This window comes from Agathobaculum sp. Marseille-P7918, from assembly GCF_900625105.1.
GTDB lineage: Bacteria > Bacillota > Clostridia > Oscillospirales > Butyricicoccaceae > Agathobaculum.
Genome location: NZ_UYYD01000002.1, coordinates 83,824 through 109,437 on the forward strand (window position 1 = coordinate 83,824; position 25,614 = coordinate 109,437).

General features: G+C 59.7%; 29 protein-coding genes and 1 tRNA gene. 8 read left to right on the forward strand and 22 right to left on the reverse strand.

Annotation, left to right across the window (positions count from 1 at the left end; all coding sequences use genetic code 11):
* Positions 1-47 precede the first annotated feature (47 nt).
* Together EJL02_RS03915 and EJL02_RS03920 are read right to left on the reverse strand one after the other, a co-directional pair.
* A complete protein-coding gene (locus tag EJL02_RS03915) occupies positions 48-1,061 on the reverse strand; it encodes a sugar ABC transporter substrate-binding protein (protein ID WP_164510279.1) in 1,014 nt (337 codons plus the stop codon).
* Between the two features lie 42 nt (positions 1,062-1,103).
* On the reverse strand, positions 1,104-1,946 hold the full coding sequence (locus tag EJL02_RS03920) for a class II fructose-bisphosphate aldolase (RefSeq protein ID WP_125115116.1): 843 nt from the start codon (positions 1,944-1,946) through the stop codon (positions 1,104-1,106).
* Between the two features lie 255 nt (positions 1,947-2,201).
* Here EJL02_RS03920 and EJL02_RS03925 point away from each other — a divergent pair, with 255 nt between their 5' ends.
* Positions 2,202-2,975, forward strand: a complete 774-nt coding sequence (locus EJL02_RS03925; protein ID WP_125115117.1) for a DeoR/GlpR family DNA-binding transcription regulator — start codon at positions 2,202-2,204, stop codon at positions 2,973-2,975.
* Between the two features lie 22 nt (positions 2,976-2,997).
* Positions 2,998-3,543, forward strand: a complete 546-nt coding sequence (locus tag EJL02_RS03930) for a sugar O-acetyltransferase (protein ID WP_125115118.1) — start codon at positions 2,998-3,000, stop codon at positions 3,541-3,543.
* 142 nt (positions 3,544-3,685) lie between these two features.
* Here EJL02_RS03930 and EJL02_RS03935 read toward each other — a convergent pair whose 3' ends face one another.
* The 17 genes from EJL02_RS03935 to gdhA all read right to left on the reverse strand — a co-directional run bounded on the left by EJL02_RS03935 (position 3,686) and on the right by gdhA (position 16,712).
* Positions 3,686-3,865, reverse strand: a complete 180-nt coding sequence (locus EJL02_RS03935; protein ID WP_243114395.1) for a flavodoxin domain-containing protein — start codon at positions 3,863-3,865, stop codon at positions 3,686-3,688.
* Positions 3,862-4,575: an SDR family oxidoreductase gene (locus EJL02_RS03940; protein WP_125115119.1), complete on the reverse strand. Its 714-nt coding sequence runs from the start codon at positions 4,573-4,575 to the stop codon at positions 3,862-3,864. The genes EJL02_RS03935 and EJL02_RS03940 overlap by 4 nt, the downstream gene beginning before the upstream one ends.
* Before the next feature lie 12 nt (positions 4,576-4,587).
* Positions 4,588-4,998: a peptide deformylase gene (locus EJL02_RS03945; RefSeq protein WP_125115120.1), complete on the reverse strand. Its 411-nt coding sequence runs from the start codon at positions 4,996-4,998 to the stop codon at positions 4,588-4,590.
* A 2-nt stretch (positions 4,999-5,000) separates the two neighbouring features.
* Positions 5,001-5,567, reverse strand: coding sequence for an SGNH/GDSL hydrolase family protein (locus EJL02_RS03950; protein WP_125115121.1), 567 nt, complete (start codon positions 5,565-5,567; stop codon positions 5,001-5,003).
* Between the two features lie 368 nt (positions 5,568-5,935).
* Positions 5,936-6,026, reverse strand: a tRNA-Ser gene (locus EJL02_RS03955).
* A 150-nt stretch (positions 6,027-6,176) separates the two neighbouring features.
* Positions 6,177-6,803, reverse strand: a complete 627-nt coding sequence (locus tag EJL02_RS03960; protein ID WP_125115122.1) for a cytidylate kinase-like family protein — start codon at positions 6,801-6,803, stop codon at positions 6,177-6,179.
* Between the two features lie 12 nt (positions 6,804-6,815).
* A complete protein-coding gene (locus EJL02_RS03965) occupies positions 6,816-7,523 on the reverse strand; it encodes an ABC transporter ATP-binding protein (protein ID WP_125115123.1) in 708 nt (235 codons plus the stop codon).
* A 17-nt stretch (positions 7,524-7,540) separates the two neighbouring features.
* The gene (locus EJL02_RS03970; RefSeq protein ID WP_125115124.1) at positions 7,541-8,299 is read right to left on the reverse strand and encodes an ABC transporter ATP-binding protein; all 759 of its coding nucleotides are present in this window, start codon (positions 8,297-8,299) and stop codon (positions 7,541-7,543) included.
* 2 nt (positions 8,300-8,301) lie between these two features.
* The gene (locus tag EJL02_RS03975) at positions 8,302-9,378 is read right to left on the reverse strand and encodes a branched-chain amino acid ABC transporter permease (protein WP_125115125.1); all 1,077 of its coding nucleotides are present in this window, start codon (positions 9,376-9,378) and stop codon (positions 8,302-8,304) included.
* Positions 9,379-9,392: 14 nt separating this feature from the next.
* Positions 9,393-10,274, reverse strand: coding sequence for a branched-chain amino acid ABC transporter permease (locus EJL02_RS03980; protein WP_125115126.1), 882 nt, complete (start codon positions 10,272-10,274; stop codon positions 9,393-9,395).
* Positions 10,275-10,521: 247 nt separating this feature from the next.
* Positions 10,522-11,688 (reverse strand): ABC transporter substrate-binding protein, encoded by a 1,167-nt coding sequence (locus EJL02_RS03985; RefSeq protein ID WP_125115127.1) that lies wholly within the window; start codon positions 11,686-11,688, stop codon positions 10,522-10,524.
* A 352-nt stretch (positions 11,689-12,040) separates the two neighbouring features.
* Positions 12,041-12,517: a 2-C-methyl-D-erythritol 2,4-cyclodiphosphate synthase gene (gene ispF / locus EJL02_RS03990; protein ID WP_125115128.1), complete on the reverse strand. Its 477-nt coding sequence runs from the start codon at positions 12,515-12,517 to the stop codon at positions 12,041-12,043.
* Between the two features lie 2 nt (positions 12,518-12,519).
* Positions 12,520-13,233, reverse strand: a complete 714-nt coding sequence (gene ispD, locus EJL02_RS03995; RefSeq protein WP_164510280.1) for a 2-C-methyl-D-erythritol 4-phosphate cytidylyltransferase — start codon at positions 13,231-13,233, stop codon at positions 12,520-12,522.
* 51 nt (positions 13,234-13,284) lie between these two features.
* Positions 13,285-13,764, reverse strand: a complete 480-nt coding sequence (locus tag EJL02_RS04000) for a CarD family transcriptional regulator (RefSeq protein ID WP_164510281.1) — start codon at positions 13,762-13,764, stop codon at positions 13,285-13,287.
* Between the two features lie 40 nt (positions 13,765-13,804).
* Entirely contained in the window at positions 13,805-14,368 is a 564-nt protein-coding gene (locus EJL02_RS04005; RefSeq protein WP_125115131.1) for a peptidase M50, read from the reverse strand.
* The gene (locus EJL02_RS04010; RefSeq protein WP_125115132.1) at positions 14,365-15,084 is read right to left on the reverse strand and encodes a M23 family metallopeptidase; all 720 of its coding nucleotides are present in this window, start codon (positions 15,082-15,084) and stop codon (positions 14,365-14,367) included. The genes EJL02_RS04005 and EJL02_RS04010 overlap by 4 nt, the downstream gene beginning before the upstream one ends.
* Before the next feature lie 284 nt (positions 15,085-15,368).
* Complete coding sequence (gdhA, locus tag EJL02_RS04015) at positions 15,369-16,712, reverse strand: NADP-specific glutamate dehydrogenase (RefSeq protein WP_125115133.1); 1,344 nt, start codon at positions 16,710-16,712, stop codon at positions 15,369-15,371.
* A gap of 225 nt (positions 16,713-16,937) precedes the next feature.
* On the opposite strand from gdhA, the gene EJL02_RS04020 reads away from it, so the two are divergent.
* The 5 genes from EJL02_RS04020 to EJL02_RS04040 all read left to right on the forward strand — a co-directional run bounded on the left by EJL02_RS04020 (position 16,938) and on the right by EJL02_RS04040 (position 22,020).
* Complete coding sequence (locus EJL02_RS04020; RefSeq protein ID WP_125115134.1) at positions 16,938-17,246, forward strand: MGMT family protein; 309 nt, start codon at positions 16,938-16,940, stop codon at positions 17,244-17,246.
* 1 nt (position 17,247) lies between these two features.
* A complete protein-coding gene (locus EJL02_RS04025) occupies positions 17,248-17,754 on the forward strand; it encodes an HD domain-containing protein (RefSeq protein ID WP_125115135.1) in 507 nt (168 codons plus the stop codon).
* 140 nt (positions 17,755-17,894) lie between these two features.
* Positions 17,895-18,356 carry a MarR family winged helix-turn-helix transcriptional regulator gene (locus tag EJL02_RS04030; protein WP_125115136.1) on the forward strand — a complete coding sequence of 154 codons (462 nt, stop codon included), beginning with the start codon at positions 17,895-17,897 and terminating at the stop codon, positions 18,354-18,356.
* The gene (locus EJL02_RS04035; RefSeq protein ID WP_125115137.1) at positions 18,353-20,083 is read left to right on the forward strand and encodes an ABC transporter ATP-binding protein; all 1,731 of its coding nucleotides are present in this window, start codon (positions 18,353-18,355) and stop codon (positions 20,081-20,083) included. Before EJL02_RS04030 ends, EJL02_RS04035 begins: the two co-directional genes overlap by 4 nt.
* A gap of 14 nt (positions 20,084-20,097) precedes the next feature.
* Positions 20,098-22,020, forward strand: a complete 1,923-nt coding sequence (locus EJL02_RS04040; protein WP_125115544.1) for an ABC transporter ATP-binding protein — start codon at positions 20,098-20,100, stop codon at positions 22,018-22,020.
* Between the two features lie 188 nt (positions 22,021-22,208).
* On the opposite strand, the gene EJL02_RS04045 is transcribed toward EJL02_RS04040, so the two are convergent.
* From EJL02_RS04045 to EJL02_RS04055, 3 genes are read right to left on the reverse strand one after another with little or no spacing between them, the layout of a single operon-like run.
* Positions 22,209-23,603 carry an MATE family efflux transporter gene (locus EJL02_RS04045; protein ID WP_125115138.1) on the reverse strand — a complete coding sequence of 465 codons (1,395 nt, stop codon included), beginning with the start codon at positions 23,601-23,603 and terminating at the stop codon, positions 22,209-22,211.
* Position 23,604: 1 nt separating this feature from the next.
* Positions 23,605-24,366 (reverse strand): uridine phosphorylase, encoded by a 762-nt coding sequence (gene udp / locus EJL02_RS04050; RefSeq protein WP_125115139.1) that lies wholly within the window; start codon positions 24,364-24,366, stop codon positions 23,605-23,607.
* Entirely contained in the window at positions 24,360-24,554 is a 195-nt protein-coding gene (locus EJL02_RS04055) for a DUF951 domain-containing protein (RefSeq protein ID WP_125115140.1), read from the reverse strand. Before EJL02_RS04055 ends, udp begins: the two co-directional genes overlap by 7 nt.
* Positions 24,555-24,673: 119 nt before the next feature.
* Between EJL02_RS04055 and EJL02_RS04060 the strand changes: the two genes are divergently transcribed.
* The gene (locus EJL02_RS04060; RefSeq protein WP_125115141.1) at positions 24,674-25,612 is read left to right on the forward strand and encodes a S1 RNA-binding domain-containing protein; all 939 of its coding nucleotides are present in this window, start codon (positions 24,674-24,676) and stop codon (positions 25,610-25,612) included.
* Positions 25,613-25,614 lie beyond the last annotated feature (2 nt).

Here is a 25,614-nt window from a genome sequence, read left to right on the forward strand (position 1 = left end):
TGTGCTGCGGCAGCGGCCGGCCTGATTCATCCTTTCTCAGTACTGCGTTACTGGAACTGCGTATAATCCGGCGTCTTGGCCAGATAATCCTTTACATTATCCTGTGTGATCGCCATGACCTCTACCGTGAAGATCTCCTCATAGTCCTTGCCCAGTGCGGCATTCGTGATGTTCTGCATGCAAGCATAGCCGATTTCCTGGAACATCCAGGCGCCTGCGACGGTGGCACGATAGACGCCGCCTTCCTGAATCTTCTCCAACGCCGCATCCGTTCCGTCGATGCCGCCCAGGAACATATCGTCCAAATTCTTGCCCGAGCTTTGCAGTGCCTCATACGCGCCCAACGCACCGGAATCGTTGACGCACAGAATCACCTTGACATCGGGATGCGCCTGCAGAATGGACTCGGTCACGCTCATGCCGGTATCGGTCTCATGGCCTTCTTCCTCCGCTACGATCGTTGCATTCGGGCATTTTTCCGCCAGCACATCCTTGAACCCATCCACGCGTTCCATGACCGCGTCCACCGCCGGCTGGGTCAGCAGCGCGACCTCCGCCGTGCCGCCCAGTTTATCATTGATCCACTCCGCGGCAGCCTCAGCCAGCTTTACGCCCTGGTCATAGTCGTCATACTTGAGCACGGCGGTGCGTCCCTCAATATCCGGATAGGTGTTGACCGCAACGCCCTTTGCTTCCGCGTTCTGCACCGCATCGGCCAGCGCCAGACCGTCAATGGCACGGCAATCGATCGCCGCGCAGCCCATTGCAACCAGATTCTCCATGCCGGATACCTGTTTTTCCGCCGAGGAGGCGCCGTCCACTACATTCAGTTCGTACCCATGCTCATCCGCAAATGCCTGCGCGCCTTCAATGGTCTGGACAAACACCTGATTGGCCAAATCCATTGCCACGAACCCCAATTTGATCGTATCACCGTTTTCCGGCGCATCCGCCGACCCTCCGCCGACCGAAGGCTCCATGCTGCAAGCCGAAAAAGTCAGGCACAGAAGGGATGCCGTCAAGCCGGCTACAATTCTTTTTCTCAGCATTTTCTGGTTCATCGTTTTTGCTCCTTTCATTTCTCAGTCTGTTTCCGTTATCCTTCAATACCGGTTTGCCGCCCTGCATACCTCGATCCACTGAGCGACCACCGGTTTGATCGCCGCCTTGACCGGCTCCATCAAATCCGAAATGTTGGTCGATGCCGCATCGATGCGCGTCTTGAGATCTTTGATATAGGTGGCGTGCAGCTGCGTACCTACATTTACCTTTGCCATCCCCTCCTTGATACATTCCTTTATTACCTCAAAAGGCACTCCGGTCCCGCCATGCAGCACCAGCGGAATAGAGACCAGCCGATTGACTTGGCGCAAGCGTTCCAGATCGATATGCGGTTTGCTTTTATAAAAGCCATGTGCCGTTCCGATCCCAACGGCAAGCGAGTCCACCCCGGTGCTTTCCGCCAGCGCAACCGCATCCGCCGGACGCACCAGATAGTCATCCCCCTCATAGGTTCCTTCCACACCTCTGCCAAGGATGCGGCCGATTTCTGCCTCCACAATCGCGCCATGCCGATGGGCATATTCGACCACTTCCCGCGTCTGCCTAATATTCTCCTCGAGCGAGCACATGGAAGCGTCGATCATCACCGACTGGTAACCGCTGTCCACCGCCGCCTTGCACAGGTCCACCGAATTGGAATGATCCAGATGCAGAATGACATGGCCGCCGGATTTTTGCCTTGCGACCTCGGCCATGGCATACAGGTAATCCAGCCCGACCGACTGCGCCACACGCATATTGGTTGCCAGATAGACCACCGCCCGTTTCTCTGCCGCGGCCTCGGCCACTGCCTGCATCTCCCAGCAGTCCGAACAGTTAAACGCGGGAATGGCATATCCTTTTGCGTCCGCATCCAGCAGGGCCTGTTTATAATCCACTTTCATTTAGCACCTCCAGATGTATTATTTGCTTTTAATTACTTTCATTTTGTTTTGTTTATGATCGAATAATATCATAACGTTTTCCGGAATGCAAGTAAGAAAAAGGGAATTCTCGCACATCTGACGTAGATAATATCTCATATTTTTTGTGCAAACCGCCGGTTTCCTTGTTTTTCTCCAACTTTGGAATAACACTATTGACTTTCATTTCATTTTTACTATAATTAAGTTAAATAGAGAAAATATGGAGGAATTGCTGTGATCAATCTCAACAGCAGGCAAAGCGAAATCTATCACATGGTCAAAGAACGTTCGGTTATGAAAGTTCGTGATATCATTTCGCTGTTTGATGTTTCCGCCGCCACCATACGAAAAGATCTGACCCTTTTGGAAGAATCCGGTCTGCTCCGTCGGACGCATGGCGAAGTCCACGCCATTGCGCCAAACGGGCTGCAAATGACGCCATTTGAAGCCCGCAGTTTTTTGTGCATCGAGGCCAAGCGCAAAATTGCGCAGGCAGCCGTGCAGCAAATCAATGACGGCGAAAGCATCATTCTGGATTCCGGCAGCACCACCGCGGAAATCGCCAAACTTCTGGTGGATCGCAAAAACCTGACTGTGATCACCAATTCCCTTCCCGTCGCGCTCGCGCTCAGCTCGAGCGCCGTGACCGTCATCATCGTCGGCGGCATGTTTTTGGGGCAAAACATTTCCATACAGGGGCCGGATGCGGAAGCGTTTTTGCAGCAGATCGAAGCAGACAAAGCCTTTATCTCTGCCACCGGCGTGCGCAACAACATTGGCCTGACGGCATCCAACCCTCTGGAAGCCAGCATCAAAAAATGCATGATCCACGCCGCGCACAAAGTATATGCCGTTCTGGATTCTTCCAAGTTTTCGATCGGAAGCATCAATCTGTTTGCTGATTTCAGCGAAATTGATACCCTGATCACCGAGGCGCTGCCCGATGATCCAAGCCTCACCCAACGTTTTGATGCGCTCGGAACGCAGATCATCTTTGCAGACTCATAACCGTCGCACGAAGGAGACCCTCATGACAGAAAAAGAAAAAATGCTCGCCGGACTGCAATTTGATCCCGCCGATCCTGCGCTGCGCGCAATGCGCAATGCCTGTTATGCGCTGCTCGATCAGCTCAACCGCATCAGCAACAGCGATAAACCCGCGCGTGCCCGCATTTTGCAGCAATTATGCGGCGCAGTGGGACGCAATATCAACATCAAATCCATGTTTCAATGCGATTATGGCAGCAATATTTTCATTGGGGATGATGTGTTCATCAACTATAACTGCGTTTTCTCCGATTGCGGCCGCATCACCATCGGCGACCGCACGCTGATCGGTCCGCAGGTAGGCATTTATGCGGTAAACCATCCGCTCGACGCAGCAGAACGCGCCACCGGACGCGAAACCGGCATCGGGGTCACCATTGGCGCCGATTGCTGGATCGGCGGACATGCCACCATCAATCCGGGCGTGACACTGGGCGACCGCGTGGTTGTCGCCTCGGGTGCGGTTGTAACGCATTCTTTTCCGGACGATGTGCTGATCGGCGGCGTGCCCGCACGCGTGCTCCGATAACGCAGCGATCCATCCGGGAATACATCCCCATTGCCGTGCGGCAGGCGACCCACAAAAACAAAATCCCCCTATTCTGTGCTTGATTTACAAACACGGAATAGGGGGATTTGCTTATGAAAGCGGTTTTGATTTCTGTAGGCTTTTAATGGAACTTTCCAAAATACACGCCGGATGCAAAGCCGATGCAGTCATAGTCCTCCAGACGGACCATCTGCCGGGCGGTCACGTCGATCAAGTCCATTGCGTCTGCTCTTGCCATGGCTTGCAGCACCTGCAAGGTATTGCCATGATGCCGGGAATAGTAGCAAACCGCGGTTTTCATCGCCCATCTCCCGCCAGCGTCCAGCCGAAATCGTTATGATAGATCATCTGGCGGGTCATGCCGCCGTCGATGCAGATGTTTTCGCCTGTGATGAAGCCCGCCCGATCCGAGCAGAGGTAGAGCACCATATTGGCGATGTCCATCGGGTTGCCCACCCGACCGGCGGGCTGCTGAGCAGCGTCCGGCCCGTCATACACGGTGTAATCCGTGTCGATCCAGCCAGGAGAGATCGAGTTGACCCGCACCTTGCCCGCAAAGCTCACCGCCAGTGCATGCGTCAGCGCCGAGATGCCGCCTTTGGCCGCCGTGTAGCTCTCGGTCTGCGGCTGGCTCATGCGGTCCCGCGAGGAGGAGATATTGACGATCGCCGCGCCGGGCGCAAAATAGGGTGCAAACAGCTTGGCAAGATAAAAAGGCGCGGTGACCCCCACCCGCAGGGCGTAGTTAAACTCCTCATAGGTGCAGGTGTCGATACCCTTCATCAGCGGCAGGGCGTTGTTGACCAGATAGTCTACCCGCCCGCCGTCCGCAATGACCTTGCGGGCAAAGTCCTCCAAAACCGCCTGATCGGCCAGATCACCCACATAGCAGTCATTTTCCAGCAAATCGATGATATACACCTGCGCGCCCGCTTTGCGGAACTCGTCCGCAATGGCCTTGCCGATGCCCTTGGCGCCGCCGGTCACGACCGCCACTTTCCGTTCCAACATGGTCGTCCCTCCTCAGATGATAATGCCTTCGCAGTGGTCGATCTCGTGCTGGATGATCTGCGCCGTCCAGCCGGTGAAGGTTTTCACGCGTTCCTGAAACTTCTCGTTCTGCCAGCGTACCTTGATGGACTGCCAGCGTTTGGCCGGGCGGGTCCCGGCAAGGGAGAGGCAACCCTCTTCCGCGTCGTACGGCCCGGATTTCTTGACGATCTCCGGGTTGAACATGACCATGTACTTGCCCTCGTTGTCAAAGGCGATGATGCGCTTGTTTACCCCGATCATGTTGGCCGCCATGCCGACGCAACCCGCCTTGTGGTACTCGAGCGTCTCCAGCAGATCGGCCGCAACCGCCAAATCGGCCGGCGTGGCCGGCTCGGCCTTTTGTGCCAGAAAGGCTTCATCTTTGCAAATTTCCCGAATCATCCTTATCTCTCCCCCTGTTGCTGTATCACTGCCGCAATGGTCTCCGCCGCGATGCGCGAGCCGCGCGCATTGGGATGGATGCCGTCCGCGGCGTAAAGGTTCTGCGTCTCGGACAACGCGTAAAACCGCTGCCCCACATCGGCCAGCAGCGCACGGTTTTCCTCGGCCGCCTTGCGATAGGCTTGTGACAGCCCGCGTGCCATCTCGTCATAGTCCCAGCCCTTTGCAGTCAGTTTGTCCCCGCCCCTCTGATACGCCCAGGTGGCATAGAGGATCGGGACGGCTCCGTTCTCCCGGATTTGCCCGCAGAGCTGCTGCACGCTGGAGAAAAAGCTTTTGGGCGCCGTGATCGGCCCGTGGCTCATCTCCTGCAGCACCACATAATCCCAGCGCTGCTCACGCAGCGCCGCCTGTGTCCTTGCCCCCAACTTGGTTTTGGGGTTTAACTGCTCGGACAAACGCGCCCCGCCCCGGGTATGGCAGACGACTTCCGCGCCGGTCAGCTCCGCCAGCATTTGCGGCATGTCATTGGTAAAAATAAAGCTGTTGCCCAGCATGAGAATGCGCATCTTGATGCTCCTTTTCCATATTGCTGTTGGTTTTCATTATACCGCATTCTCCCGCATTGCAAAAGAGGCTGTTTCCCGCCGTCGCTTCGCTTGCGAACCATATAGCGGCAACTGCCGAATCAACCGTATCCAAACCTTCCCGTATTCCTGTTCAGTTCATCCAATCTTCTCTGAAAAAAGCGGCTTCTTCCTTCCCCCGCTTGCATTTTGCGCCGCTCTGCAGCTTCCATCTCGTGACCATGCGATTCAAAAAAAGATAAATCAAAACTTGCATTGCACAATCAAGCCAACTATTTTCAGTGTAACAGCATTGGTTGATATCAGGCAACAGAAAAAGCACCGAAACAAACTGTTTCAGTGCTTTTATCTGGCGGAGAGTCAGGGATTTGAACCCTGGAGACGCTCATCACGCCTACACGATTTCCAATCGTGCGCCTTCGACCACTCAGCCAACTCTCCAAATATTGAATTGTTCTCACAAAGGACAAGAAATATTATACCCGACAAATCCGCATCCGTCAAGTGTTTTTTTACTTTTATTTCATTTTTTATTTCGCCGCCCCGTAGTGAAAAAAAGCCCTGCGTTTTGCAACGCAGGGCTTTTGACAATCACTTCTGGAACTGAGCGCGCACTTCCATATACTGAATCACTTCTTCGACCACGCCGTCAAATCCCAGCACACCGCTGTTGAGCGACAGGTCATAGTTGCGCGCATCATACCAGTCGTGGCCGGTGTGATGCTTATAGTATTTCGCACGATAGTCGTCGATCTCCGCGATCTTGCGCACGACTTCGTCCTGCGGCAGCGAATCCACCTTCATCGCCTGCTCCAGGCAGAAGTCCGGATCGGCATGCACGAACACACGCACGACATCCGGGCGGCCCTTGAGCACATAGTCCGCGCAGCGCCCGATCATGACACACGGGCCCTGATCGGCCAGCTTGCGGATGATCTTCGCCTGATAGTCGAACAGCGCGTCGTCCCGCAGATAGGCCTTGGACGAATCGTTCGGCAGCGGCAGGTCGCCCTTGTAGCGGCTTTTCAGGCGCGTAATCAGGTCGGGTTTGAGGCGCTCATCCGTAAACAGCATGGCATTGATGCCGCTGTCCTCGGACGCCATGGTGATGATTTCACGGTTGTAAAACGGGATGTGCAGCCGGTCAGACAGCATCTTGCCGACGGTCTTGCCGCCCGAACCATACTGGCGGGCGATGGTAATAATGTACGGCTTCATACGTTTTCCCCCTTATTCACCCAGATATGCCTTTTTGATCGCGTCATCATTGAGCAGGTCGGACGCCTTACCGGTCTTGACGATCTTGCCGGTTTCCAGCACATACGCACGGTCCGCGATCGACAGCGCCTTCTTCGCGTTCTGCTCGACCAGCAGCACGGTCGTGCCGGCCGCCGAAACTTCCTGAATGATCTTGAACACCTCGCCGACAAACAGCGGGGACAGGCCCATAGACGGCTCGTCCAGCAGCAGGATGCGCGGCTTGGCCATCAGGGCGCGGCCCATGGCAAGCATCTGCTGCTCGCCACCGGACAGCGTGCCCGCAGGCTGGTTTTTGCGTTCCTCCAGACGGGGGAAGCGCTTGTAAACCTCGGCCAGCGAGGATTCCACCTCGCCCTTGGGACGGGTATACGCGCCCATCTTGAGGTTTTCGCGCACGGTCAGCCCCGCGAACACGCGGCGGCCTTCCGGCACATGGCTCATTCCCAGGCGCACGATCTCGTGGCCGGGCTTTTTGGTGATATCCTTGCCCTCAAAGGTCACCGTGCCGCCCTTGGACGGCAGCAGGCCGGTGATCGTGTGCAGGGTCGTGGTCTTGCCCGCGCCGTTTGCGCCGATCAGCGCAACGACTTCGCCCTCGTTTACCTCGAAGGAAACGTCGCGCAGCGCGTGGATCAGGCCGTAATACACGTTGATATCCTTGACTTCCAGCATTGCCATTTTGGTTTCCTCCTTTCTTATTCGCCGAGGTAGGCCGTGACGACCTCCGGGTTTTTGAGCACTTCGCTCGGCGTGCCCTCGGCCAGCAGGCGGCCGAAATTGAGCACATACAGGTATTCGCAGATGCCCGAAACCAGCTTCATATCATGCTCGATCAGCAGCACGGTCACGCCGAACTTCTTGCGCACCAGCTCGATCGTCTCCATCAGTTCTTCGGTCTCATTCGGGTTCATGCCGGCCGCCGGCTCGTCGAGCAGCAGCAGCTTGGGATCGGTCGCGAGCGCACGCGCGATCTCCAGCTTGCGCTGCTTGCCGTACGGCAGGTTGGCCGCCTTATAGTCCGCGACGCTCCCCAGATCGAATACGTCCAGCAGCTCCATCGCACGCGCATCCATCTGGCGCTCCTTCTTGTGATACGAACCGAGGTGCAGCAGGCTTTCCGCCAGCGTGTAGGTGACCTCGTTGTGCAGGCCGGTCTTGACGTTGTCCAGTACGGACAGGTTGGAGAACAGACGGATATTCTGGAACGTGCGCGCCACACCCATCTTGCAGATGTCGTGCGGCTTTTTGCCGATCAGGTTCTGGCCGTCCAGACGGATGCCGCCGTCGGTCGGGCGGTATACGCCGGTCAGCATGTTGAACACGGTCGTCTTGCCCGCGCCGTTCGGCCCGATCAGGCCGACCAGACCGCCCTCTTCGATTTTCATGCTCAGCTCATCGACGGCGCGCAGGCCGCCGAAGGAAATGCCCAGCGAAGTAACTTCCAGCATTGCCATGGTCACGCGCCCTCCTTATCATGTTTCTCCAGCTTCTCCATCTGCTTCATGGCGCGCTTCTCCAGCAGGCGCTCCTTGAGCGAGGAGTTGTTAAACAGCATCATCGCAATCAGCAGGATTGCGTAAATCAGCATACGGTAGCTGTTGACCGCGCGCAGCAGCTCAGGCAGCAGGGTCAGCAGGGTCGCCGCGATGATCGAGCCCCAGATGTTGCCCAGACCGCCCAGCACCACGAATACCAGGATCAGGATGGACGTGTTGAAGTCGAACTTGGCCGCCGTGATGGTCGAATAGTTCATCGCGTACAGCGCGCCCGCCATGCCCGCGAACGCCGCGGAGATGACGAAAGCCATCAGCTTGTAGTGCGTGGTGGAAATGCCGATCGAGTCGGCCGCGATCTTGTTGTCGCGCACCGCCATGATCGCGCGGCCCGAACGGCTGTTGATCAGGTTGAGAATGATGAACAGCGTGATCAGGATGAGGATGAAGCCCGAAACAAAGCTGGACAGCTTTTCCACGCCCGAAACGCCCATCGGCCCGTTAATAATCATGCTGCCGGTCTCATCGAGCGTAAACTTCTGCTCGAGGATGCTGAAGTGCAGGCCGGACGCATCCTTGCCGATGTACAGGACGTTGATGATGTTCTTGATGATCTCGCCGAAGGCCAGCGTGACGATCGCCAGATAGTCGCCCTTGAGGCGCAGCACCGGCACGCCGACGATCACGCCCGCGATCGCGGCGCAGATCGCGCCGACGATGATCGCAAGGATCAGACGGACCACGCCGGACGGAATGGTGTCCGCCAGGCTCGTGGTGACCACGATGCCGGAAAACGCGCCGACCGACATAAAGCCCGCGTGGCCGAGCGACAGCTCGCCCAGAATACCGACCGTCAGGTTAAGCGATACCGCCATGATGATATACGCGCAGATCGGCACGAGCAAGCCCTTCATCGAGCTGGAAATGCCGCCGGTCAGCACCAGCGCCTGCACCACAACGAATGCGACAATGACAATACCAAAGGAAAGCAGCGTATCGCGTCCGCTGCGGGAGGCGGCGTATTTTTTCAGTTTGTTCATTTTGTTCCGCCCCCTTAAACCTTTTCACTGACATGCTTGCCGAGCAGGCCGTCCGGCTTGACCAGCAGCACGATGATCAGCACCGCAAATACGATTGCGTCCGACAGCTGGGTCGAGATGTACGCCTTGGCGAAAATCTCGATCACGCCCAGCAGGATGCCGCCCAGCAGCGCGCCCGGGATCGAGCCGATGCCGCCGAATACAGCCGCGGTGAACGCCTTGATGCCGGGCATCGAGCCGGTCGTCGGCAGCAGGGTCGGATACGCCGAGCAGAGCAGCACGCCCGCGATCGCCGCAAGGCCCGAGCCGATGGCAAAGGTCAGCGAAATGGTCGTGTTGACGTTGATGCCCATCAGCTGCGCCGCGCCCTTATCCTCGGACACCGCGCGCATCGCAGTGCCCATCTTGCTCTTGGTGGTGAACAGCGTCAGCGCCACCATGATGATGACGCACGCCACGATCGTGACGATGGTCACGCGGGTGATGGTCAGCTGTCCGCCGAACAGCTGGATCGGGTCGCCGCCGACCACCGAGGTAAAGCTCTTTGTGCTCGAGCCCCAGATAAGCAGCGCCGCGTTCTGCAAAAAGTAGGAAACGCCGATGGCCGTGATCAGAACGGCGAGCGACGGCGCCATGCGCAGCGGCTTGTACGCCAGGCGCTCGATGACCACGCCGAGCACCGTGCAGACCACGACCGCCAGCAGCACGCCCGCGATCGGCGGCCAGCCCAGATAGGTCGTGGCGCAGAAGCACATATAGCCGCCGACCATGATGACATCGCCGTGAGCAAAGTTCAGCATTTTTGCAATGCCGTAGACCATCGTGTATCCCAGCGCGATGATCGCATAAATACTTCCCAGACTGATGCCGCTGATCAGATGATTGAGAAAGCTCATGGTTTCATACACCTCAAATCTTTTTCATTTCTCTTGTCCGTTTGTGGGATGGGGCGGTGGCTTGGCAGGGTCGGTCAAGCCGTCGCCCCACCCCATAATGCCGGTAAATGGGAGAAGGACAAAGGAGGGCCCGTCATCAATACGGCGCCCTCCTTTGATTCTCACTTGCGTCTTTTGTGTTCGGGTGCGCGCCGCGCACACCATTTTAACATGTTCCGAAAGGGATATCGTCCCTCTCAGGCCGGTTTTACATACCTACGTATGCGCCGTTCTCGATGACCATGCCCTTCGGGCTCTTGGAAACCGCACCGGTGGAATCCCAGGTCATGTTCTCGCCGGTCAGGCCGTTGAAGGTCATGGAGGTGAACTGCTCGATCATCGCGTCGCACAGCTCTTCGTTGGACATGTCGGGCGTAGCGCCGGCAGCCTCAAGCGCCTGTGCATACGCGTAGATGCAGTCATATGCGTCCGCTGCGAACTGGTTCGGAACCTCGCTGTATGCTTCCTTGTACTTCTCAACGAAAGCCACGGTCTTGTCGTCGGTTGCGTCCGCGTTGAACGGGGTCAGCAGCATAACGCCTTCCGCCAGGCTGGTGTCGAAGTTTTCAACCGTCAGGATGCCGTCCATGCCATCCACGCCGAAGAACTTCGGTGCGTAGCCCATGGAGTTGGCCTGCGTCAGGATCAGGGATGCCGGGGTGTAGTACATCGGCAGGAAAATCAGGTCCGCGCCCTTGCTCTTGGCGTCGTTCAGCTGAACCGAGAAGTCGGTTGCGGAAGCGTCGGTGAAGGTGGTTTCGGAAACGATCTCCAGACCCTTGGCCTTGGCCTCAGCGACAAACTTGTCGTGGATGCCGGTGGAGTAAACGTCGTCGTTCTTCCAGATGATCGCGATCTTGGTGCCGAGCTTCTGCTCCGAGATGTAGTCAGCGGAAGCGGTGCCCTGGTTCGGGTCAGCGAAGCACATCTGGAACACGTTGTCCTTGCCCTCGGTGGTGGCAACCGAAGATGCCGACGGGGTCAGTGCAAAGATGCGGTCGGTGTTGATATCGGTGGAAATGGCCTCACAGGGCTTGGAAGTAACCGAACCCAGAGACAGCTGCATGCCCCAGTCCTTGAGGTTGTTGTACGCGTTGACAGCCTTCTCGGTGTTGTTCTCGTCGTCCTCAAACTTCAGCTCGATCTGGATGCCGCCCTGGGCGTTGATCTCGTCCGCCGCGATCTGCGCGCCGCGCGCAACCGCGTTGCCGTAAATCGCCGCGTCGCCGGTCAGCGGAGCGGTACCGCCGATCTTAAACGCCGTGCCGGATGCACTGCTGTCGCCGGAATCCGTGCTCGCGGTATCGCCGCCGCAGCCAGCCAGCGCACCGACCAGCATCAGGCCGGCCAGCAGCATGCTGAGACTTTTCTTCATGGTAATCTTCTCCTTTACTGTATAATCTCCCCCGCCCCGCAGAATATTTTGTTCTGTAAAGCGTTCAGATTAGTTTTTATTATACTACGTTTCCGCCAAACTGGCATCGTTTTTTTCAATTTACGGGCAATTTCGGATAAAATACCGATTATCTTTTGAACAAAAATGTAAATTTTGTGCTTTCTTCCGAAAAACATTTGTCCGCCGTGCAAGGAATCATGCAACCGGTTTCAGTCCCACGCAGGTTTCTTTGCATCCGCCGCACCCGCCGCCGGGACGACGCGGCCCGCGGCGCAAAAAAGCAGGCCCGGACGGCGTCCGGGTCTGCCCGTGTGTGCGGTTTATCCGCGCCTTATTCCGCCCGCTCGAGCAGGCAGACGCAATGCGCCGCGATGCCCTGCTTTGCGCCGGTAAAGCCGAGTTTTTCCTCGGTCGTCGCCTTGACCGACACGCGCCCCACCTCGCAGCCGAGCGCCGCAGCAATGTTCTCGCGCATCTGCAGGATGTGCGGGGCGAGCTTGGGCGCCTGCGCGAGCACGGTCGCGTCCAGATTGCCCAGCCGGTAGCCCTCCTTGGCGATCAGCGCCGCCACATGCCGCAAAAGCGCCATGCTGTCCGCGCCCTTGTAGCGCGGGTCGGTGTCCGGAAAGTGCTTGCCGATGTCGCCCAGCGCCAGCGCGCCGAGCAGCGCGTCCATCACTGCGTGCACCAGCACGTCCGCGTCCGAATGCCCGTCCAGCCCGGTCTCGTGCGGGATGTCCACCCCGCCGATGATGCATTTGCGGCCTTCCACCAGCCGGTGTACGTCGTATCCGTGTCCAATGCGCATGGTCAGTCGTCCTCCCTGTTCAAAAACGCCTCGGCGGCCGGAATGTCCTCGGGCGTGGTGATCTTGATGTTTTCGTAGCTGCCGTGCGTGGCGCGCACGGTCTGCCCCAGCGCTTCGACCGCCGCGCAGTCGTCGGTGAACGAACGGCCCTGCCGCTGCGCCTCGCGCAGCGCGCGCAGCAGCACCTCGCGCCGGAACACCTGCGGGGTCTGCACCGCCGCCAGCGTGTCGCGCGGCACATCGGCCGCGATGCAGCCGTTTTCGATGCGCTTGATGCTGTCCTTGACCGGCACGACCGGCGCCGCCGCGCCGCACTCGGCCGCGGCATACACCGCTTCGGTGATGACCGCCTCGGAAACCAGCGGCCGCGCGCCGTCATGCACTGCAACCAGCACGGTATCCTCGGGCGCAGCCGTGATGCCCGCCAGCACGGACGCCGTGCGGCTGTCGCCGCCGCGCGTGACCGTGCGCAGCTTGGAAATGCCGCACGCACGCGCCAGATCGGTATAGGGCATGATGTCCTGCTCGCGGCAGACCAGCACAATGTCGCGCACGGTCGCGCACTTTTCAAAGGCGGACAGCGTGTGCGCCAGCACAGGCGCGCCCGCGAGCGGCAGCAGCAGCTTGTTCTCTCCGCCCATGCGGCGCGACGAACCCGCCGCCACGATCACCGCGCACACCGCTGCGGGTGCGGATTTTTTCTTTTTTCCCTGCATATACAACTTCTCCTTTGAAAAAAGGCTTTGCCCTGATGCAAAGCCTTGCGGTTATCCATTCAAATGTTGATCAATCACCTGGGCGATCTCCTGCGGGCTGCATTCCAGCGCGAAGCACAGCTCGGACTCCAGAATCTGCCGCGCAGAAAGCAGCATTTTCTTCTCCCCGGTGGACAGGCCGCGCTCCCGGTCGCGTGCGGTCAGGCTTTTGACCACCTGCGCCACCTCGTGCAGGTCGCCCGACCGGATGTGCAGCATATTCTCCCGGTACCGCTGGTTCCAGCCCTTGTTTTCGCTGCGGGCGATGTCGTCCAGCTGCTGCAAAAAGGCCTCCGCCTGCGCGCGGGAACAGACCGGACGGATGCCCAGCTTTTCACACGCATCGATCGGGATGAACAGTTCTGTATCGTCCAGCGCGAGCCGGAGTGCAAAATACATCGCGGGCACACCGTCAATCGTGCGCTCGACAATATCTGCAATCACGCCTGCGCCATGCAGTGGATGAACGACCTTATCGCCGATCTGATACATAATGCCTCCGTTCCAGCAAGCCTCTGTGATTACTTTTATCTTACCGCATTTTGATGTCATTGGCAAGGTTTTTCGCACTTTTCACCCCGATCAGCGCACCGATGAGCAGCAGCCAGCACCCGCCGCCCGTACGCAGCAGCCAAAATCCGCCAAACAGCAGGCCCGCGCCGCTCAGCAGCGCGAGCGCGGCACGCACAGGCTGCGCGCTGCCCGCGCACAGATGCGCAAGCGCCATCCCGCCGTCAAGCGGCGGCAGAGGCAGCAGGTTGAACGCGCCGAGCAGCATGCTTGCGCCCGCGAGCCGGTACCCGCCGCATCCCTCTGCCAGCGCGGTGAGCGCAAAGCTTGCCGCCGGACCGGCCAGACAGACCGCCGCCCGCGCGCAGCGCTCCGCGGGCAGCGCGCAGTGCAGCACCGCCCCACAGCAGGTCAGCGTCAGGCGGCGCAGCCGTCCGCCGGACAGATGCAGCACCAGCAAGTGCCCGCCCTCATGCACCGCCGCGGCCAGCAGCACAAGCGGCAGCACGTTTGTCCGGTCTGCGCACCACAGCGCGGCCAGCAGCACGACAAACCCGTCCCGTACCTCGACCCGGCCGCGCGTCACGCCGCTTCCAGATAGTCCGACGGGTCGAGCGCCATGCCGTCCTTCCACAGCTCAAAATGCAGGTGCGGGCCGGTCGCGTTGCCCGTCTGGCCGACGAGCGCGATCTCGCCGCCGCACTGCACTTCATCGCCCACGCCCACCGAAATGCTGCTGCAATGCGCATATAACGTCGAAAAGCCGTCCGCGTGATCGACGATCAGGTACTTGCCGTAGTCGGATTCGCCGACCTCGCGCACCGTGCCGTCGGCAAAGGCCGCGATCGGCGTGCCCTCATCCGCGGCGATGTCCAGCCCGTAGTGGAACGCGGGTTCGCCCGTGGTCGGGCTGAGCCGGCTGCCAAAACCCGAGGTCAGCGTGCCCTCGGTCGGCTGCGCGTGCTCGAAGGACAGCGCGTGCACGGTTTGGTCCACCGTATCCGGGAACAGACTCTGCTCCCGGCCGAGCACATCCTCCGCGCCGCCCGAGGACGCCGCGTAATCCGACGCCGCTCCGTCCTGCTCGCCGAACACCGCGTCCGCGTCCTCCCCGCCAAATACCGAGAGCACCCGGTCCACGCCCGGCGCGCCCGCAAGCACGTCCGCCGCCTTTTCCCGCGCGGCGACCGCAAACGGCGTATCCGCATATTTGACGATTCCCGCAGCAAGCACCAGCGCTACCACCAGCAAAAGCCCCTTGCCGCTGCCCGCGCGCTTGCGCACCGGCCGTCTTCCCGTCATGTTCCGCCGCCTCCTTTCACTTGGTACAGCTTATGCGAAGGAGGGACAGGAATATGCCCGCCGCGCCCACATGCGCGCCCCGCGCGCCGTCCATCAGAAACAGGCGGCGAAGGGAACCGAAAGCCGCCTGTTTCAAAAACCGGCCCGGCTCTGCCGGACCGGTTTTTACAAACAGAAAAACAGGCCCGGAATCATCATTCCGAGCCTGTTTTTCTGCAATAACCCTTACAGGCGAAGCCTGTCAAGGGTGTTCATTCGATTGAAAGCGTGGTTTCAATCGAGAATCAGCATACGCCCTGTGCGAGCATCGCGTCGGCGATCTTCTCGAAGCCGCCGATGTTGGCGCCCATCACCAGGTTGTCCTTGTGGCCGTACTTCTCGGCTGCGGTGATGCAGGTCTTGAAGATGTTGACCATGATGTCGTGCAGGCGCTGGTCGACTTCTTCGAAGGTCCAGCTCAGACGCAGCGAGTTCTGGCTCATCTCGAGGCCGGAGGTTGCAACGCCGCCCGCGTTAGCAGCCTTTGCCGGGCCGAAGAATACGCCGTTTGCCTGGAACGCCGCAACAGCTTCCGGGGTGGACGGCATGTTCGCGCCTTCTGCAACGAACTTGCAGCCGTTGGCGATCAGAGCCTTGGCGTCGTTCTCATCCAGCTCGTTCTGGGTCGCGCACGGCAGCGCGATATCGCACTTGACGCTCCACGGACGCTGGCCCTCGGTGTAGGTGCTGCCCGGAACGCGCTCTGCGTATTCCTTGATGCGGCCGCGCTTGACTTCCTTGATGTCCTTGACAACATCCAGGTTGATGCCGTTGGGATCGTAAACAAAGCCGTTGGAGTCGGACATGGTAACAACCTTCGCGCCCAGCTCGGTCGCCTTCTGGCAAGCGTAGATGGCAACGTTGCCCGAACCGGAGATGGCAACCGTCTTGCCCTCAAACGAAGTGCCCTTATAAGCGAGCATTTCCTTCATGTAGTAGCACAGGCCGTAACCGGTCGCCTCGGTACGAGCCAGCGAGCCGCCGTAGGACAGGCCCTTGCCGGTCAGAACGCCGGTGAACTCGTTGCGCAGGCGCTTGTACTGGCCGTACATAAAGCCGATTTCACGGCCGCCAACACCGATATCGCCCGCCGGTACGTCGGTGAACTGGCCGATGTGCTTGGAAAGCTCGGTGATAAAGGACTGGCAGAAACGCATAACTTCCGCATCGGACTTGCCCTTCGGGTCGAAGTCGGAGCCGCCCTTGCCGCCGCCCATGGGCAGGCTGGTCAGGCTGTTCTTGAAGCACTGCTCAAAGCCCAGGAACTTGATGACCGAAGCGTTGACCGACGGATGGAAGCGCAGACCGCCCTTGTAGGGGCCGATCGCGGAGTTGAACTGTACGCGGAAGCCGCGGTTGACCTGAACCTTGCCCTCGTCGTCTACCCACGGAACGCGGAACATGATCATGCGCTCCGGCTCAACGATGCGCTCGATGATACCGTTCTTCTCCAGCTCGGGACGGGCTTCGACAACCGGCTCAAAGCTTTCGAGAACTTCGAGAACCGCCTGCTGAAATTCCGGCTCGTTCGGGTTGCGCTTCTGAACGGTTTCAAAAACGCGCTTGAGGTAAGAATTGGTAAGTGCCATTTTATGATCCTCCTTACATTTCTGCCGCAGTCTCTTTCCTATCTTTAGAAAAAGGTGCGGAATAACTCACATACTTGCGGTAGTGCAACCCCTATTATATAGTATTTCGCCGGAGAGCGCAATACTTTAGCGTGTTAATAATATACATTTTTTTCTTTCGCGAAAGGGATGGAAATTGTGACTTTTCGCTGATATAATGAAACCGTAAAAGGAGAAACTTGCAAAATGACGACTTTTGAACGAATTTATGCAGTGGTGCGCCGCATCCCGCGCGGCACCGTGGCGACCTATGGCCAGGTGGCATTTCTCGCGGGCAACCCACGCTGGGCGCGGGTGGTCGGCTATGCGCTGCACGCCAACCCCGATCCCGAAGGCATCCCCTGTTATCGCGTGGTGACCAAGGACGGCCGCACCTCGCCCGCTTTTGCGTTTGGCGGCGCGGATGTGCAGCGCGCCCTGCTCGAAGCGGACGGCATAGCGTTCACGGAGGACGGCCGCGTGGACATGAGCAAATACCAATGGGAGGGCTTCTAATATGATAGACATTGCCAAGCTGACCGAACTGGCCATCGCCTATGACGCAGGCGATGCGCGCCGCGTGCAGCATTTTCTTAAGGTGCATGCCTTCTGCCGCCTGATCGCGCAGCGCGAAGGCTTGGACGCGCACACGCAGAACACGCTGGAAGCCGCCGCCGTCCTGCACGACATCGGCATCCACGAGGCCGAACGCAAACACGGCTCGTCCGCCGGACCGTGGCAGGAGGCGGAAGGCCCGGCGGTCGCCGCGCCGCTGCTGGCGCAGGTGGGCGCGGACCCGGCGGCAAGCGAGCGAATCCTGTGGCTGATCGCGCATCATCACACCTATGCTGCATCCGAGGACACGGACTTCCGCATCCTGCTGGAAGCGGATTTTCTGGTCAACGCCTATGAGGACGGTCTTGCGCGGGAAGCCTGCCAAACCGCGGACGAGCGGCTGTTCCGCACGCGCACCGGCCGCGCGCTTTTGCAGGCGCTGTATCTCGCCCCTCCCTACCAACCATAAAACTGCACAAAAACCATCCGGTCCCAGCCTGCCGTATTGACATGCGGCAGGCTTTTTTTGAACATTCTGTGAAGATGGTTGACATTGCCCCGCAACCCGCTATAATGTGTTAGTAAGCTAATAGTAAGGAGGCTAACAAAGTGTGTGACAAGCGTATCGGCACGGAGCTTGGCATGCTGGGTAACCTGCTCAAACGGCAAATGATCTGCACCACCGGCAAGGGCGAAATGGAAAACATCACCGGGATGCAGTCCATGATCCTGTGGTTCTTGATGCAGACCACGGAACCCCGCTTCCAGCGGGATGTCGAAACCCAATTCCGCATCCGGCGGTCAACGGCCACGGGCATCCTCAACCTGATGGAGGAGCACGGTCTGCTGCTGCGGGAGCCGGTCGAACAGGACCGGCGGCTCAAGCGGCTGGTGCTGACCGACCGGGCCAAAGCGCTGTATGAGCGCATCCAACAGGCCATGGTACAGACCGAGGCGCTCATGGAAGAGGGCATCGATCCGGAAGATCTGGCCGTCTGGTTTCGTGTCTGTGACAAAATCCGTGCCAATCTGGAAAATTATCAACGCAAAGCTTCGGAGGGACAAGGATGATTAAGAGGCTGTTACAAAGCGTGCGTGAGTTCAAAAAAGACGCGCTGCTCACGCCGTTTTTCGTCGTGCTCGAGGTCGTGATGGAGGTCGTCATCCCCGCGGTGATGGCACTGCTGATCGACAAGGGCATTGATGCGCAAAATATGGGAGAAATCTGGAAATACGGCATCATTCTGATCGTCTGCGCTATGCTCGCGCTGGTTTTCGGCGCGGCGGCGGGCACCTATGCCGCGCGGGCTTCCACGGGCTTTGCCCGCAACCTGCGCCACGACATGTATTATGCGGTACAGGATTTCTCGTTCTCCAATATCGATAAATTCTCCACCGGCTCGATCGTCACCCGTCTGACGACCGACGTCACCAACGTGCAGAACTCGTTCCAGATGTGCACGCGCATCGCGGTGCGCTGCCCGGTCATGCTGGTGTTCGCGCTGGTGATGGCCTTCCAGATCAACGGCCAGCTGGCGCTCATCTTCCTGTGCGTGCTGCCGGTGCTGGCCATCGGTCTGGGTCTGCTGATGAAGAGCGTCGCGCCGGTATTTGAGCGCGTGTTCAAAACCTACGACCGCATGAACACGGTCGTGCAGGAAAATGTGCGCGGCATCCGCGTGGTCAAGGCCTATGTGCGTGAGGATCACGAAACCGAAAAGTTCAAGGGCGTATCCGGCCTGCTGTACCGCCAGTTCTCCAAGGCGCAGAAAACCATGGCCGGCGTTATGCCGCTCATGCAGTTCTGCATGTACGCCTGCATGCTGCTCATCTCGTGGTTCGGCGCGCGTCTGATCGTCGGCGGCTCCATGACGACCGGCGAGCTGACCAGCCTGTTCTCCTACGCGATGCAGATCCTGATGAGCCTGATGATGGTCGCCATGGTTTTCGTCATGATCACCATGTCCAAGGCCAGTGCGGAACGTATCGTCGAGCTGCTGGAGGAGAAATCCGACCTGCATAACCCGGAAAACCCGGTTATGGAAGTGAAAAGCGGCGATATCGACTTTGAAAACGTCAATTTCAGCTACAAGGGCGACGAGCACAAGCTCGCGCTGCGCGACGTCAACCTGCACATCAAGGCCGGCCAGACCATCGGCATCCTGGGCGGCACCGGTTCGGCAAAATCCACCCTCGTGCAGCTCATCCCGCGTCTGTATGATGTGACCACCGGTTCGGTCAAGGTCGGCGGCGTGGACGTGCGCGACTACGACATCGAGGCGCTGCGCGAGCAGGTCGCGATGGTATTGCAGAAAAACGTGCTGTTCTCCGGCACGATCAAGGAAAACCTGCGCTGGGGCGACGAGCACGCCAGCGACGAGGAGCTCGAGCGTGTGTGCCGTCTGGCGCAGGCCGACGAGTTCATCGAGCAGATGCCGGATAAGTACGACACCTACATCGAGCAGGGCGGCACCAACGTATCCGGCGGCCAGAAGCAGCGCCTGTGTATCGCCCGCGCACTGCTGAAAAAGCCCAAGGTGCTCATCCTCGACGACTCGACCAGCGCGGTCGATACCAAGACCGACGCGCTCATCCGCAAGGCGTTCGCGGAGGAGATCCCGAACACGACCAAGCTGATCATTGCGCAGCGCATCTCGTCCGTGCAGGACGCGGACCAGATCGTCATCCTGGACGGCGGCGCCATCCAGGCGGTCGGCACGCATGACGAGCTGCTGGCAAGCAACACCATTTATCAGGAAATCTACAACCAGCAGATGAAGAAAGGAGGCGAGGAATAATGCCGGGACCCGGAATGAGAGGACCGATGGGCGGTCCGGGCCGCCGCGGCCAGATGGCCGGCGGCAAGCGCAGCAAAAACCCGAAGAAAACGCTCGCACGCCTGCTTCGTTACTTTAGAGGCGGCTACGCCGTGCAGTTCGCCGTGGTGCTGATCTGCATCCTGTTGTCCGCGGTGGCGAACGTGGCAGGTTCGATGTTCCTGCGCGTGCTGATCGACGACTATATCGCGCCGCTGCTTTTGCAGGCCTCGCCGGTCTTTACCGGCCTGATCCACGCGATCACGCTCATGGCGCTGGTTTATCTGGTGGGCATTCTTTCGACCTTCCTGTATAACCGCATCATGGTTTCGATCTCGCAGGGCATCCTCAAGCAGGTGCGCGACGAAATGTTCGAGCGCATGCAGAAGCTGCCCATCCGCTATTTCGACACGCACACCCACGGCGATCTGATGAGCCACTTCACCAACGATACCGACACGCTGCAGCAGATGCTCAGCCAGTCCGTGCCGCAGATGTTCTCCTCGCTGATCACCATCATCGCAGTGTTCATCGCCATGCTGGTGACCAACGTCTGGCTGACCATCTTCGTGCTGCTCGGCATCGCCGTGATGCTGGTGGTCGTCAAGCGCATCGGCGGCCAGTCCGCCCGCTTCTTCCTCGAACAGCAGACCGCGCTGGGCAAGGTCAACGGCTATATTGAGGAAATGATCGGCGGCCAGAAGGTCGTCAAGGTGTTCTGCCACGAGGAAAAGTGCGAAGAACAGTTTGATGTGCTCAACGACGCGCTGCGCGAAAGCGCCAAGAACGCGAACACCTTTGCCAACATCCTCATGCCGATCATGTCCAACATCGGCAACCTGCTGTATGTGCTGGTGGCTGTGGTCGGCGGCACGCTGGCGCTGTCCGGCGTGGTCGGCAGCAGCATCACCATCGGCGTTATCGCCTCCTTCCTGCAGCTGACCAAGTCGTTCACCATGCCGGTGACCCAGATCTCGCAGCAGTTCAACTCGATCATCATGGCGCTGGCCGGCGCCGAGCGTATCTTCGAGCTGATGGACGAAGAGCCTGAGCAGGACAACGGCTATGTCACGCTGGTCAACGCCAAGTACGACAAGCAGGGCAACCTGGTCGAAACCCCGGAAAAGACCAACATCTGGGCGTGGAAGCACCCGCACGAGGACGGCACGATCACCTATCAGCAGGTCAAGGGTGATGTGCGGTTCTACGACGTGGACTTCGGTTACAACCCGGATAAGATCGTGCTGCACAACATCACGCTGTACGCCGAGCCCGGCCAGAAAGTCGCGTTCGTCGGCGCGACCGGCGCGGGCAAGACCACGATCACCAACCTCATCAACCGCTTTTACGACATCGCAGACGGCAAGATCCGCTACGACGGCATCAACATCAACAAGATCAAAAAAGCCGATCTGCGCCGCTCGCTGGGCATCGTTTTGCAGGATACCAACCTGTTCACCGGCACGATCCGCGACAACATCCGGTACGGCAACCTGGACGCGACCGATCAGGAAGTCGAGGCGGCCGCGCAGCTGGCGAACGCCGATGACTTCATCCGCCGCCTGCCGGACGGCTACGACACCGTCATCGACGGCGAGGGCGGCAGCCTGTCGCAGGGCCAGCGCCAGCTGATCTCGATCGCGCGCGCGGCCGTGGCCGACCCGCCGGTCATGATCCTCGACGAGGCGACGAGCAGCATCGACACCCGCACCGAGTCGATCGTACAGGCCGGCATGGACAGCCTGATGTACGGCCGCACGGTATTCGTCATCGCGCACCGTCTGTCCACCGTCCAGAACGCGGACGTCATCATGGTGCTCCAGCTCGGCCACATCATCGAGCGCGGCAACCATGAGCAGCTGATCGCCGAACACGGCAAATACTATCAGCTGTATACCGGCGCGTTTGAACTCGAATAACTTCGATTGCAAGACACGCTTGCAATCGAGAAGGGACGCACCGCGCAAAAGCGCGGATGCGTCCCAAACGATAAAACATTCCGACACGCGAAATGTTTTCTCTTCCTTGTATAAAAGCCGAGGCGCATGTCCTCGGCTTTTATGAAAACAGGTTCCCATTTGGGAGCCTGTTTTCTGTTATATACGCCTTACGGCGCTGTTTTCGTTTGATCCGGCATGCCACGCACGATCTGCCGGAAGCGGATGAGGAACAACGTGGTGGTCGTCGCAGCGGCGAGCAGGTCCGCGACCGGCTCGGCAAAGAACACCGCAAACAGCTTGTCCTCAAAGAAGTACGGCAGGATCAGGATCATCGGGATGAGCAGGATGATCTTGCGCTCAAGCGCGAGGAACAGCGAGATCTTGGCCTCGCCCAGCGCGACAAAGCTTTGCTGGAACGTGTTCTGGAACGCCGCGACAAAGCCGACGGCGAAATAGATGCGCAGCGCCCACGCCGTCTCGTCGATCAACGCACTGTCGTGCGCGAACAGGCGCGCCAACATGTGCGGCGCAAGCATCGCGAGCGCCCAGACGGCTGTCGCAAACACGAACGCCGCCAGCAGGTTGTACCGCACGGTCTGCTTCATGCGGTCGGGCCGCCGCGCGCCGTAGTTGAAGCTGAGGATGGGCTGCGCGCCCTGCGCTAGTCCCATCAGCGGCATCTGCACCATCTGCGCGACCGAGGTCAGGATGGTCATCGCGCCGACGGCGAGGTCGCCGCCATATTGCTGCAAGGAGACGTTGAAGGTCACGGTCAGCAGGCTTTCGGTGGACTGCATGACAAACGGCGACGCGCCCAGCGCGATCGCGGGCAGCAACAGCCGCTTGTCCAGCCGGAAAAACGCTTTTTTCAGCCGCAGCGTAGTCTTGCTGCCGGTCAAAAACCGCACCACCCACAAGGCGGAAACCGCCTGCGAAATGACGGTCGCGATCGCGGCGCCACGCACGCCCAGCCCGAACACAAAGATGAACACCGGGTCGAGCACGACATTCAAAATCGCGCCGATCAGCACGGTTTTCATTGCAACGCCGGACTTGCCCTGCGCGGTGATAAAGCCGTTGAGGCCGAGCGCGGTCATCACAAAGATCGTGCCCAGCACATAGATGTTGAGGTACTGCATCGCATAGGGCAGCGTATCCTGCGACGCGCCGAACAGCACGAGCAGCGGCTCCTGAAACAGCAGGAACAGCACGGTCAGCACGATCGCCAGCCCCCACAGCGCGGCGGTGCAGGTGCCGAGCGTGCGCTCTGCCCGCTCGTGCTCGCCCGCGCCCAGCGCGATCGAGGCGCGCGGCGCGCCGCCCATGCCGATGAGCGCGGCAAATGCCGAGATCAGCGTGATGACCGGGAAGGTCACGCCCATGCCGGTCAGCGCAAGCTTGCCCTCGACCGGAATCTGCCCGATATAGATGCGGTCGACGATGTTGTACAAAAGGTTGACCACCTGCGCGCACACAGTCGGCAGCGCAAGGCGCAGGAGAAGCGGGCCGACCGGGTCCTTGCCCAGATCGGCCGCGCGCTTTGGTTTGTTCTGCTTTTCCATGTCAGTGCGCCTTGTCCTCCCGGATCAGGATGCGCAGCGCCTCGACCGCCGTGCGCACGCCGCGCTCGGCAGCGTCGGGCGGGATATTGGGCGCCTCGTCGTTGTCCGCGTTCCACAGGACGTTGAGCACCGCGCCGCAGCGCACATGCAGCACCTGCGAGACGATCAGCAGCGCCGCGGTCTCCATTTCGCTCGTCAGCGCGCCCGCCGCCTTCCATGCCTTCCACTTGGCAAGCAGTTCGTCCGCGATCGGCTGCTGCGCCGGGCGGATCTCGCCGTAAAAGCTGTCCTTGGACTGGATGACGCCGATGTGGTGCTTGAGGCCGAGCTTTACCGCCGCGTCCCGCAGCGCGCTAACGACCTCAAAATTCGCCGCCGCCGGGAACTCGACCGGCAGGTATTCGCGGCTCGTGCCCTCCTGTCGGATGGCCGCGGTCGCGATCACGATATCACCGCCGCAGACCTCGTCCACGATGCCGCCCGAGGTGCCCACGCGGATAAAGGTGTCCGCGCCGCACTCGACCAGCTCTTCCAGCGCGATCGCGGCCGACGGACCGCCGATGCCGGTCGAGCACACCGCGACCGGCTCGCCGTCCAGCGTACCCGTCCAGATCGTGTACTCGCGGTTCTGCGCGATCTGTTTGGGGTCGTCAAAATAGCGCGCGATCTTCGCGCAGCGCGCCGGGTCGCCCGGCAAAATCACATAGCGGCCCACATCGCCCTTGGTGATCTGCAAATGCATCTGTTTTCCGTCGATCAACATACCGGTTTCCCCTCCCGTTCGATCAGTTTGATGTTCTTTTCCGCTTTGGCACGCGGCAGCATGACCTCATGCCCGCAGCCCGTGCACTTGAGTTTGAAATCCATTCCCGTGCGCAGCACCTTCCACTGTTTGGAGCCGCAGGGATGCGGCTTTTTCATCGTCAGCAGATCGCCGACCTGCACGTCCATACTGCATTCCCCCTTTCCGAACCGAATGATATCCGCTTTCATCATACCACATTTGCAGTGCTAATCCCAGCCGTTTTTTCATATAGTAAGGCAGACCCCAAAGGAGGCTCTGCTATATTATGAAAACAAGCGAATGCTATCTGCCCGAGGGCAGTTACACCGCGCAGCCCGCCGTGCAGCAGGCGCTCGCGTCCCTTGACGGGCTGCGGGCGGCGCAGGATGCGGGCACCATTCTGGAAGCGGTCGCGCAGCGGTGCACCGCCGCGCACGACCTGCTGTTCGACTTCGGCTTTGCCGAGGGCATCATGCCGCGCGCGTGCTGCGCGCTGGGCGTGGCCGAAGGCGAAACCCGCGAAATCGCCATCCTGTCCCGCGTGGGCAAGCCCACCTGCTTTGTCGTCACCGAGATCGACGAAAGCGCGGATACCCCGCTCATCTGGCTGTCACGCACGATCGCCCAGCAGCGCGCGCAGGACTTTTTGCTCGAAACCCTGCGCCCGGGCGACGTCATTCCGGCCGCCGTCACCCATCTGGAGAGCTTTGGCGCGTTTGTCGATATCGGCTGCGGCGTGGCCTCGCTCATCGGCATCGAAAACCTGTCGGTTTCGCGCATTTTCCACCCTGCCGACCGGCTGCATGTCGGTCAGCGCATCCGCGCGGCGGTGCGCGCGGTCGATCGGGCGGCGCGGCGCGTTTCGCTCACCCACCGCGAGCTGCTCGGCACATGGGAGCAGAACGCCGCGCTGTTTTCGCCCGGCGAAACCGTGCGCGGGGTGGTGCGCTCGGTCGAGCCATACGGCATCTTCATCGAGCTGGCGCCCAACCTGTCCGGTCTGGCCGAACCGCGCGACGACCTCGCGCCCGGCACGATCGTGTCGGTTTACATCAAGTCCATCCTGCCGCAGCGCATGAAGATCAAGCTGACCGTGATCGACGTGCTCGCCCCTGCGGGCGCGCCCGACCCGCCGCAGTATTTCGTCTCCGAGGGCCACATCGACAAATGGATCTACACCCCGGCCTGCTGCGACCGCAAATACATTGCCACCGTGTTCGACTGAAC

Coding starts and splice junctions, on each gene's coding strand:
- EJL02_RS04060 (WP_125115141.1), top strand. CDS start 24,674: ATGAAAACAAGCGAATGCTATCTGCCCGAGGGCAGTTACACCGCGCAG.
- EJL02_RS03980 (WP_125115126.1), bottom strand. CDS start 10,274: ATGAGCTTTCTCAATCATCTGATCAGCGGCATCAGTCTGGGAAGTATT.
- EJL02_RS04040 (WP_125115544.1), top strand. CDS start 20,098: ATGAGAGGACCGATGGGCGGTCCGGGCCGCCGCGGCCAGATGGCCGGC.
- ispF (WP_125115128.1), bottom strand. CDS start 12,517: ATGCGCATTGGACACGGATACGACGTACACCGGCTGGTGGAAGGCCGC.
- EJL02_RS04010 (WP_125115132.1), bottom strand. CDS start 15,084: ATGACGGGAAGACGGCCGGTGCGCAAGCGCGCGGGCAGCGGCAAGGGG.
- EJL02_RS04055 (WP_125115140.1), bottom strand. CDS start 24,554: ATGGACGTGCAGGTCGGCGATCTGCTGACGATGAAAAAGCCGCATCCC.
- EJL02_RS03960 (WP_125115122.1), bottom strand. CDS start 6,803: ATGAAGCCGTACATTATTACCATCGCCCGCCAGTATGGTTCGGGCGGC.
- EJL02_RS04020 (WP_125115134.1), top strand. CDS start 16,938: ATGACGACTTTTGAACGAATTTATGCAGTGGTGCGCCGCATCCCGCGC.
- EJL02_RS03945 (WP_125115120.1), bottom strand. CDS start 4,998: ATGATTCGGGAAATTTGCAAAGATGAAGCCTTTCTGGCACAAAAGGCC.
- EJL02_RS03940 (WP_125115119.1), bottom strand. CDS start 4,575: ATGTTGGAACGGAAAGTGGCGGTCGTGACCGGCGGCGCCAAGGGCATC.
- udp (WP_125115139.1), bottom strand. CDS start 24,366: ATGTTGATCGACGGAAAACAGATGCATTTGCAGATCACCAAGGGCGAT.
- EJL02_RS03915 (WP_164510279.1), bottom strand. CDS start 1,061: ATGAACCAGAAAATGCTGAGAAAAAGAATTGTAGCCGGCTTGACGGCA.
- EJL02_RS03985 (WP_125115127.1), bottom strand. CDS start 11,688: ATGAAGAAAAGTCTCAGCATGCTGCTGGCCGGCCTGATGCTGGTCGGT.
- EJL02_RS04045 (WP_125115138.1), bottom strand. CDS start 23,603: ATGGAAAAGCAGAACAAACCAAAGCGCGCGGCCGATCTGGGCAAGGAC.
- EJL02_RS03950 (WP_125115121.1), bottom strand. CDS start 5,567: ATGCGCATTCTCATGCTGGGCAACAGCTTTATTTTTACCAATGACATG.
- gdhA (WP_125115133.1), bottom strand. CDS start 16,712: ATGGCACTTACCAATTCTTACCTCAAGCGCGTTTTTGAAACCGTTCAG.
- ispD (WP_164510280.1), bottom strand. CDS start 13,233: ATGCAGGGAAAAAAGAAAAAATCCGCACCCGCAGCGGTGTGCGCGGTG.
- EJL02_RS03965 (WP_125115123.1), bottom strand. CDS start 7,523: ATGGCAATGCTGGAAGTCAAGGATATCAACGTGTATTACGGCCTGATC.
- EJL02_RS03935 (WP_243114395.1), bottom strand. CDS start 3,865: ATGAAAACCGCGGTTTGCTACTATTCCCGGCATCATGGCAATACCTTG.
- EJL02_RS03920 (WP_125115116.1), bottom strand. CDS start 1,946: ATGAAAGTGGATTATAAACAGGCCCTGCTGGATGCGGACGCAAAAGGA.
- EJL02_RS04000 (WP_164510281.1), bottom strand. CDS start 13,764: ATGTATCAGATCGGCGATAAGGTCGTTCATCCACTGCATGGCGCAGGC.
- EJL02_RS04025 (WP_125115135.1), top strand. CDS start 17,248: ATGATAGACATTGCCAAGCTGACCGAACTGGCCATCGCCTATGACGCA.
- EJL02_RS03975 (WP_125115125.1), bottom strand. CDS start 9,378: ATGAACAAACTGAAAAAATACGCCGCCTCCCGCAGCGGACGCGATACG.
- EJL02_RS04035 (WP_125115137.1), top strand. CDS start 18,353: ATGATTAAGAGGCTGTTACAAAGCGTGCGTGAGTTCAAAAAAGACGCG.
- EJL02_RS03930 (WP_125115118.1), top strand. CDS start 2,998: ATGACAGAAAAAGAAAAAATGCTCGCCGGACTGCAATTTGATCCCGCC.
- EJL02_RS03970 (WP_125115124.1), bottom strand. CDS start 8,299: ATGGCAATGCTGGAAGTTACTTCGCTGGGCATTTCCTTCGGCGGCCTG.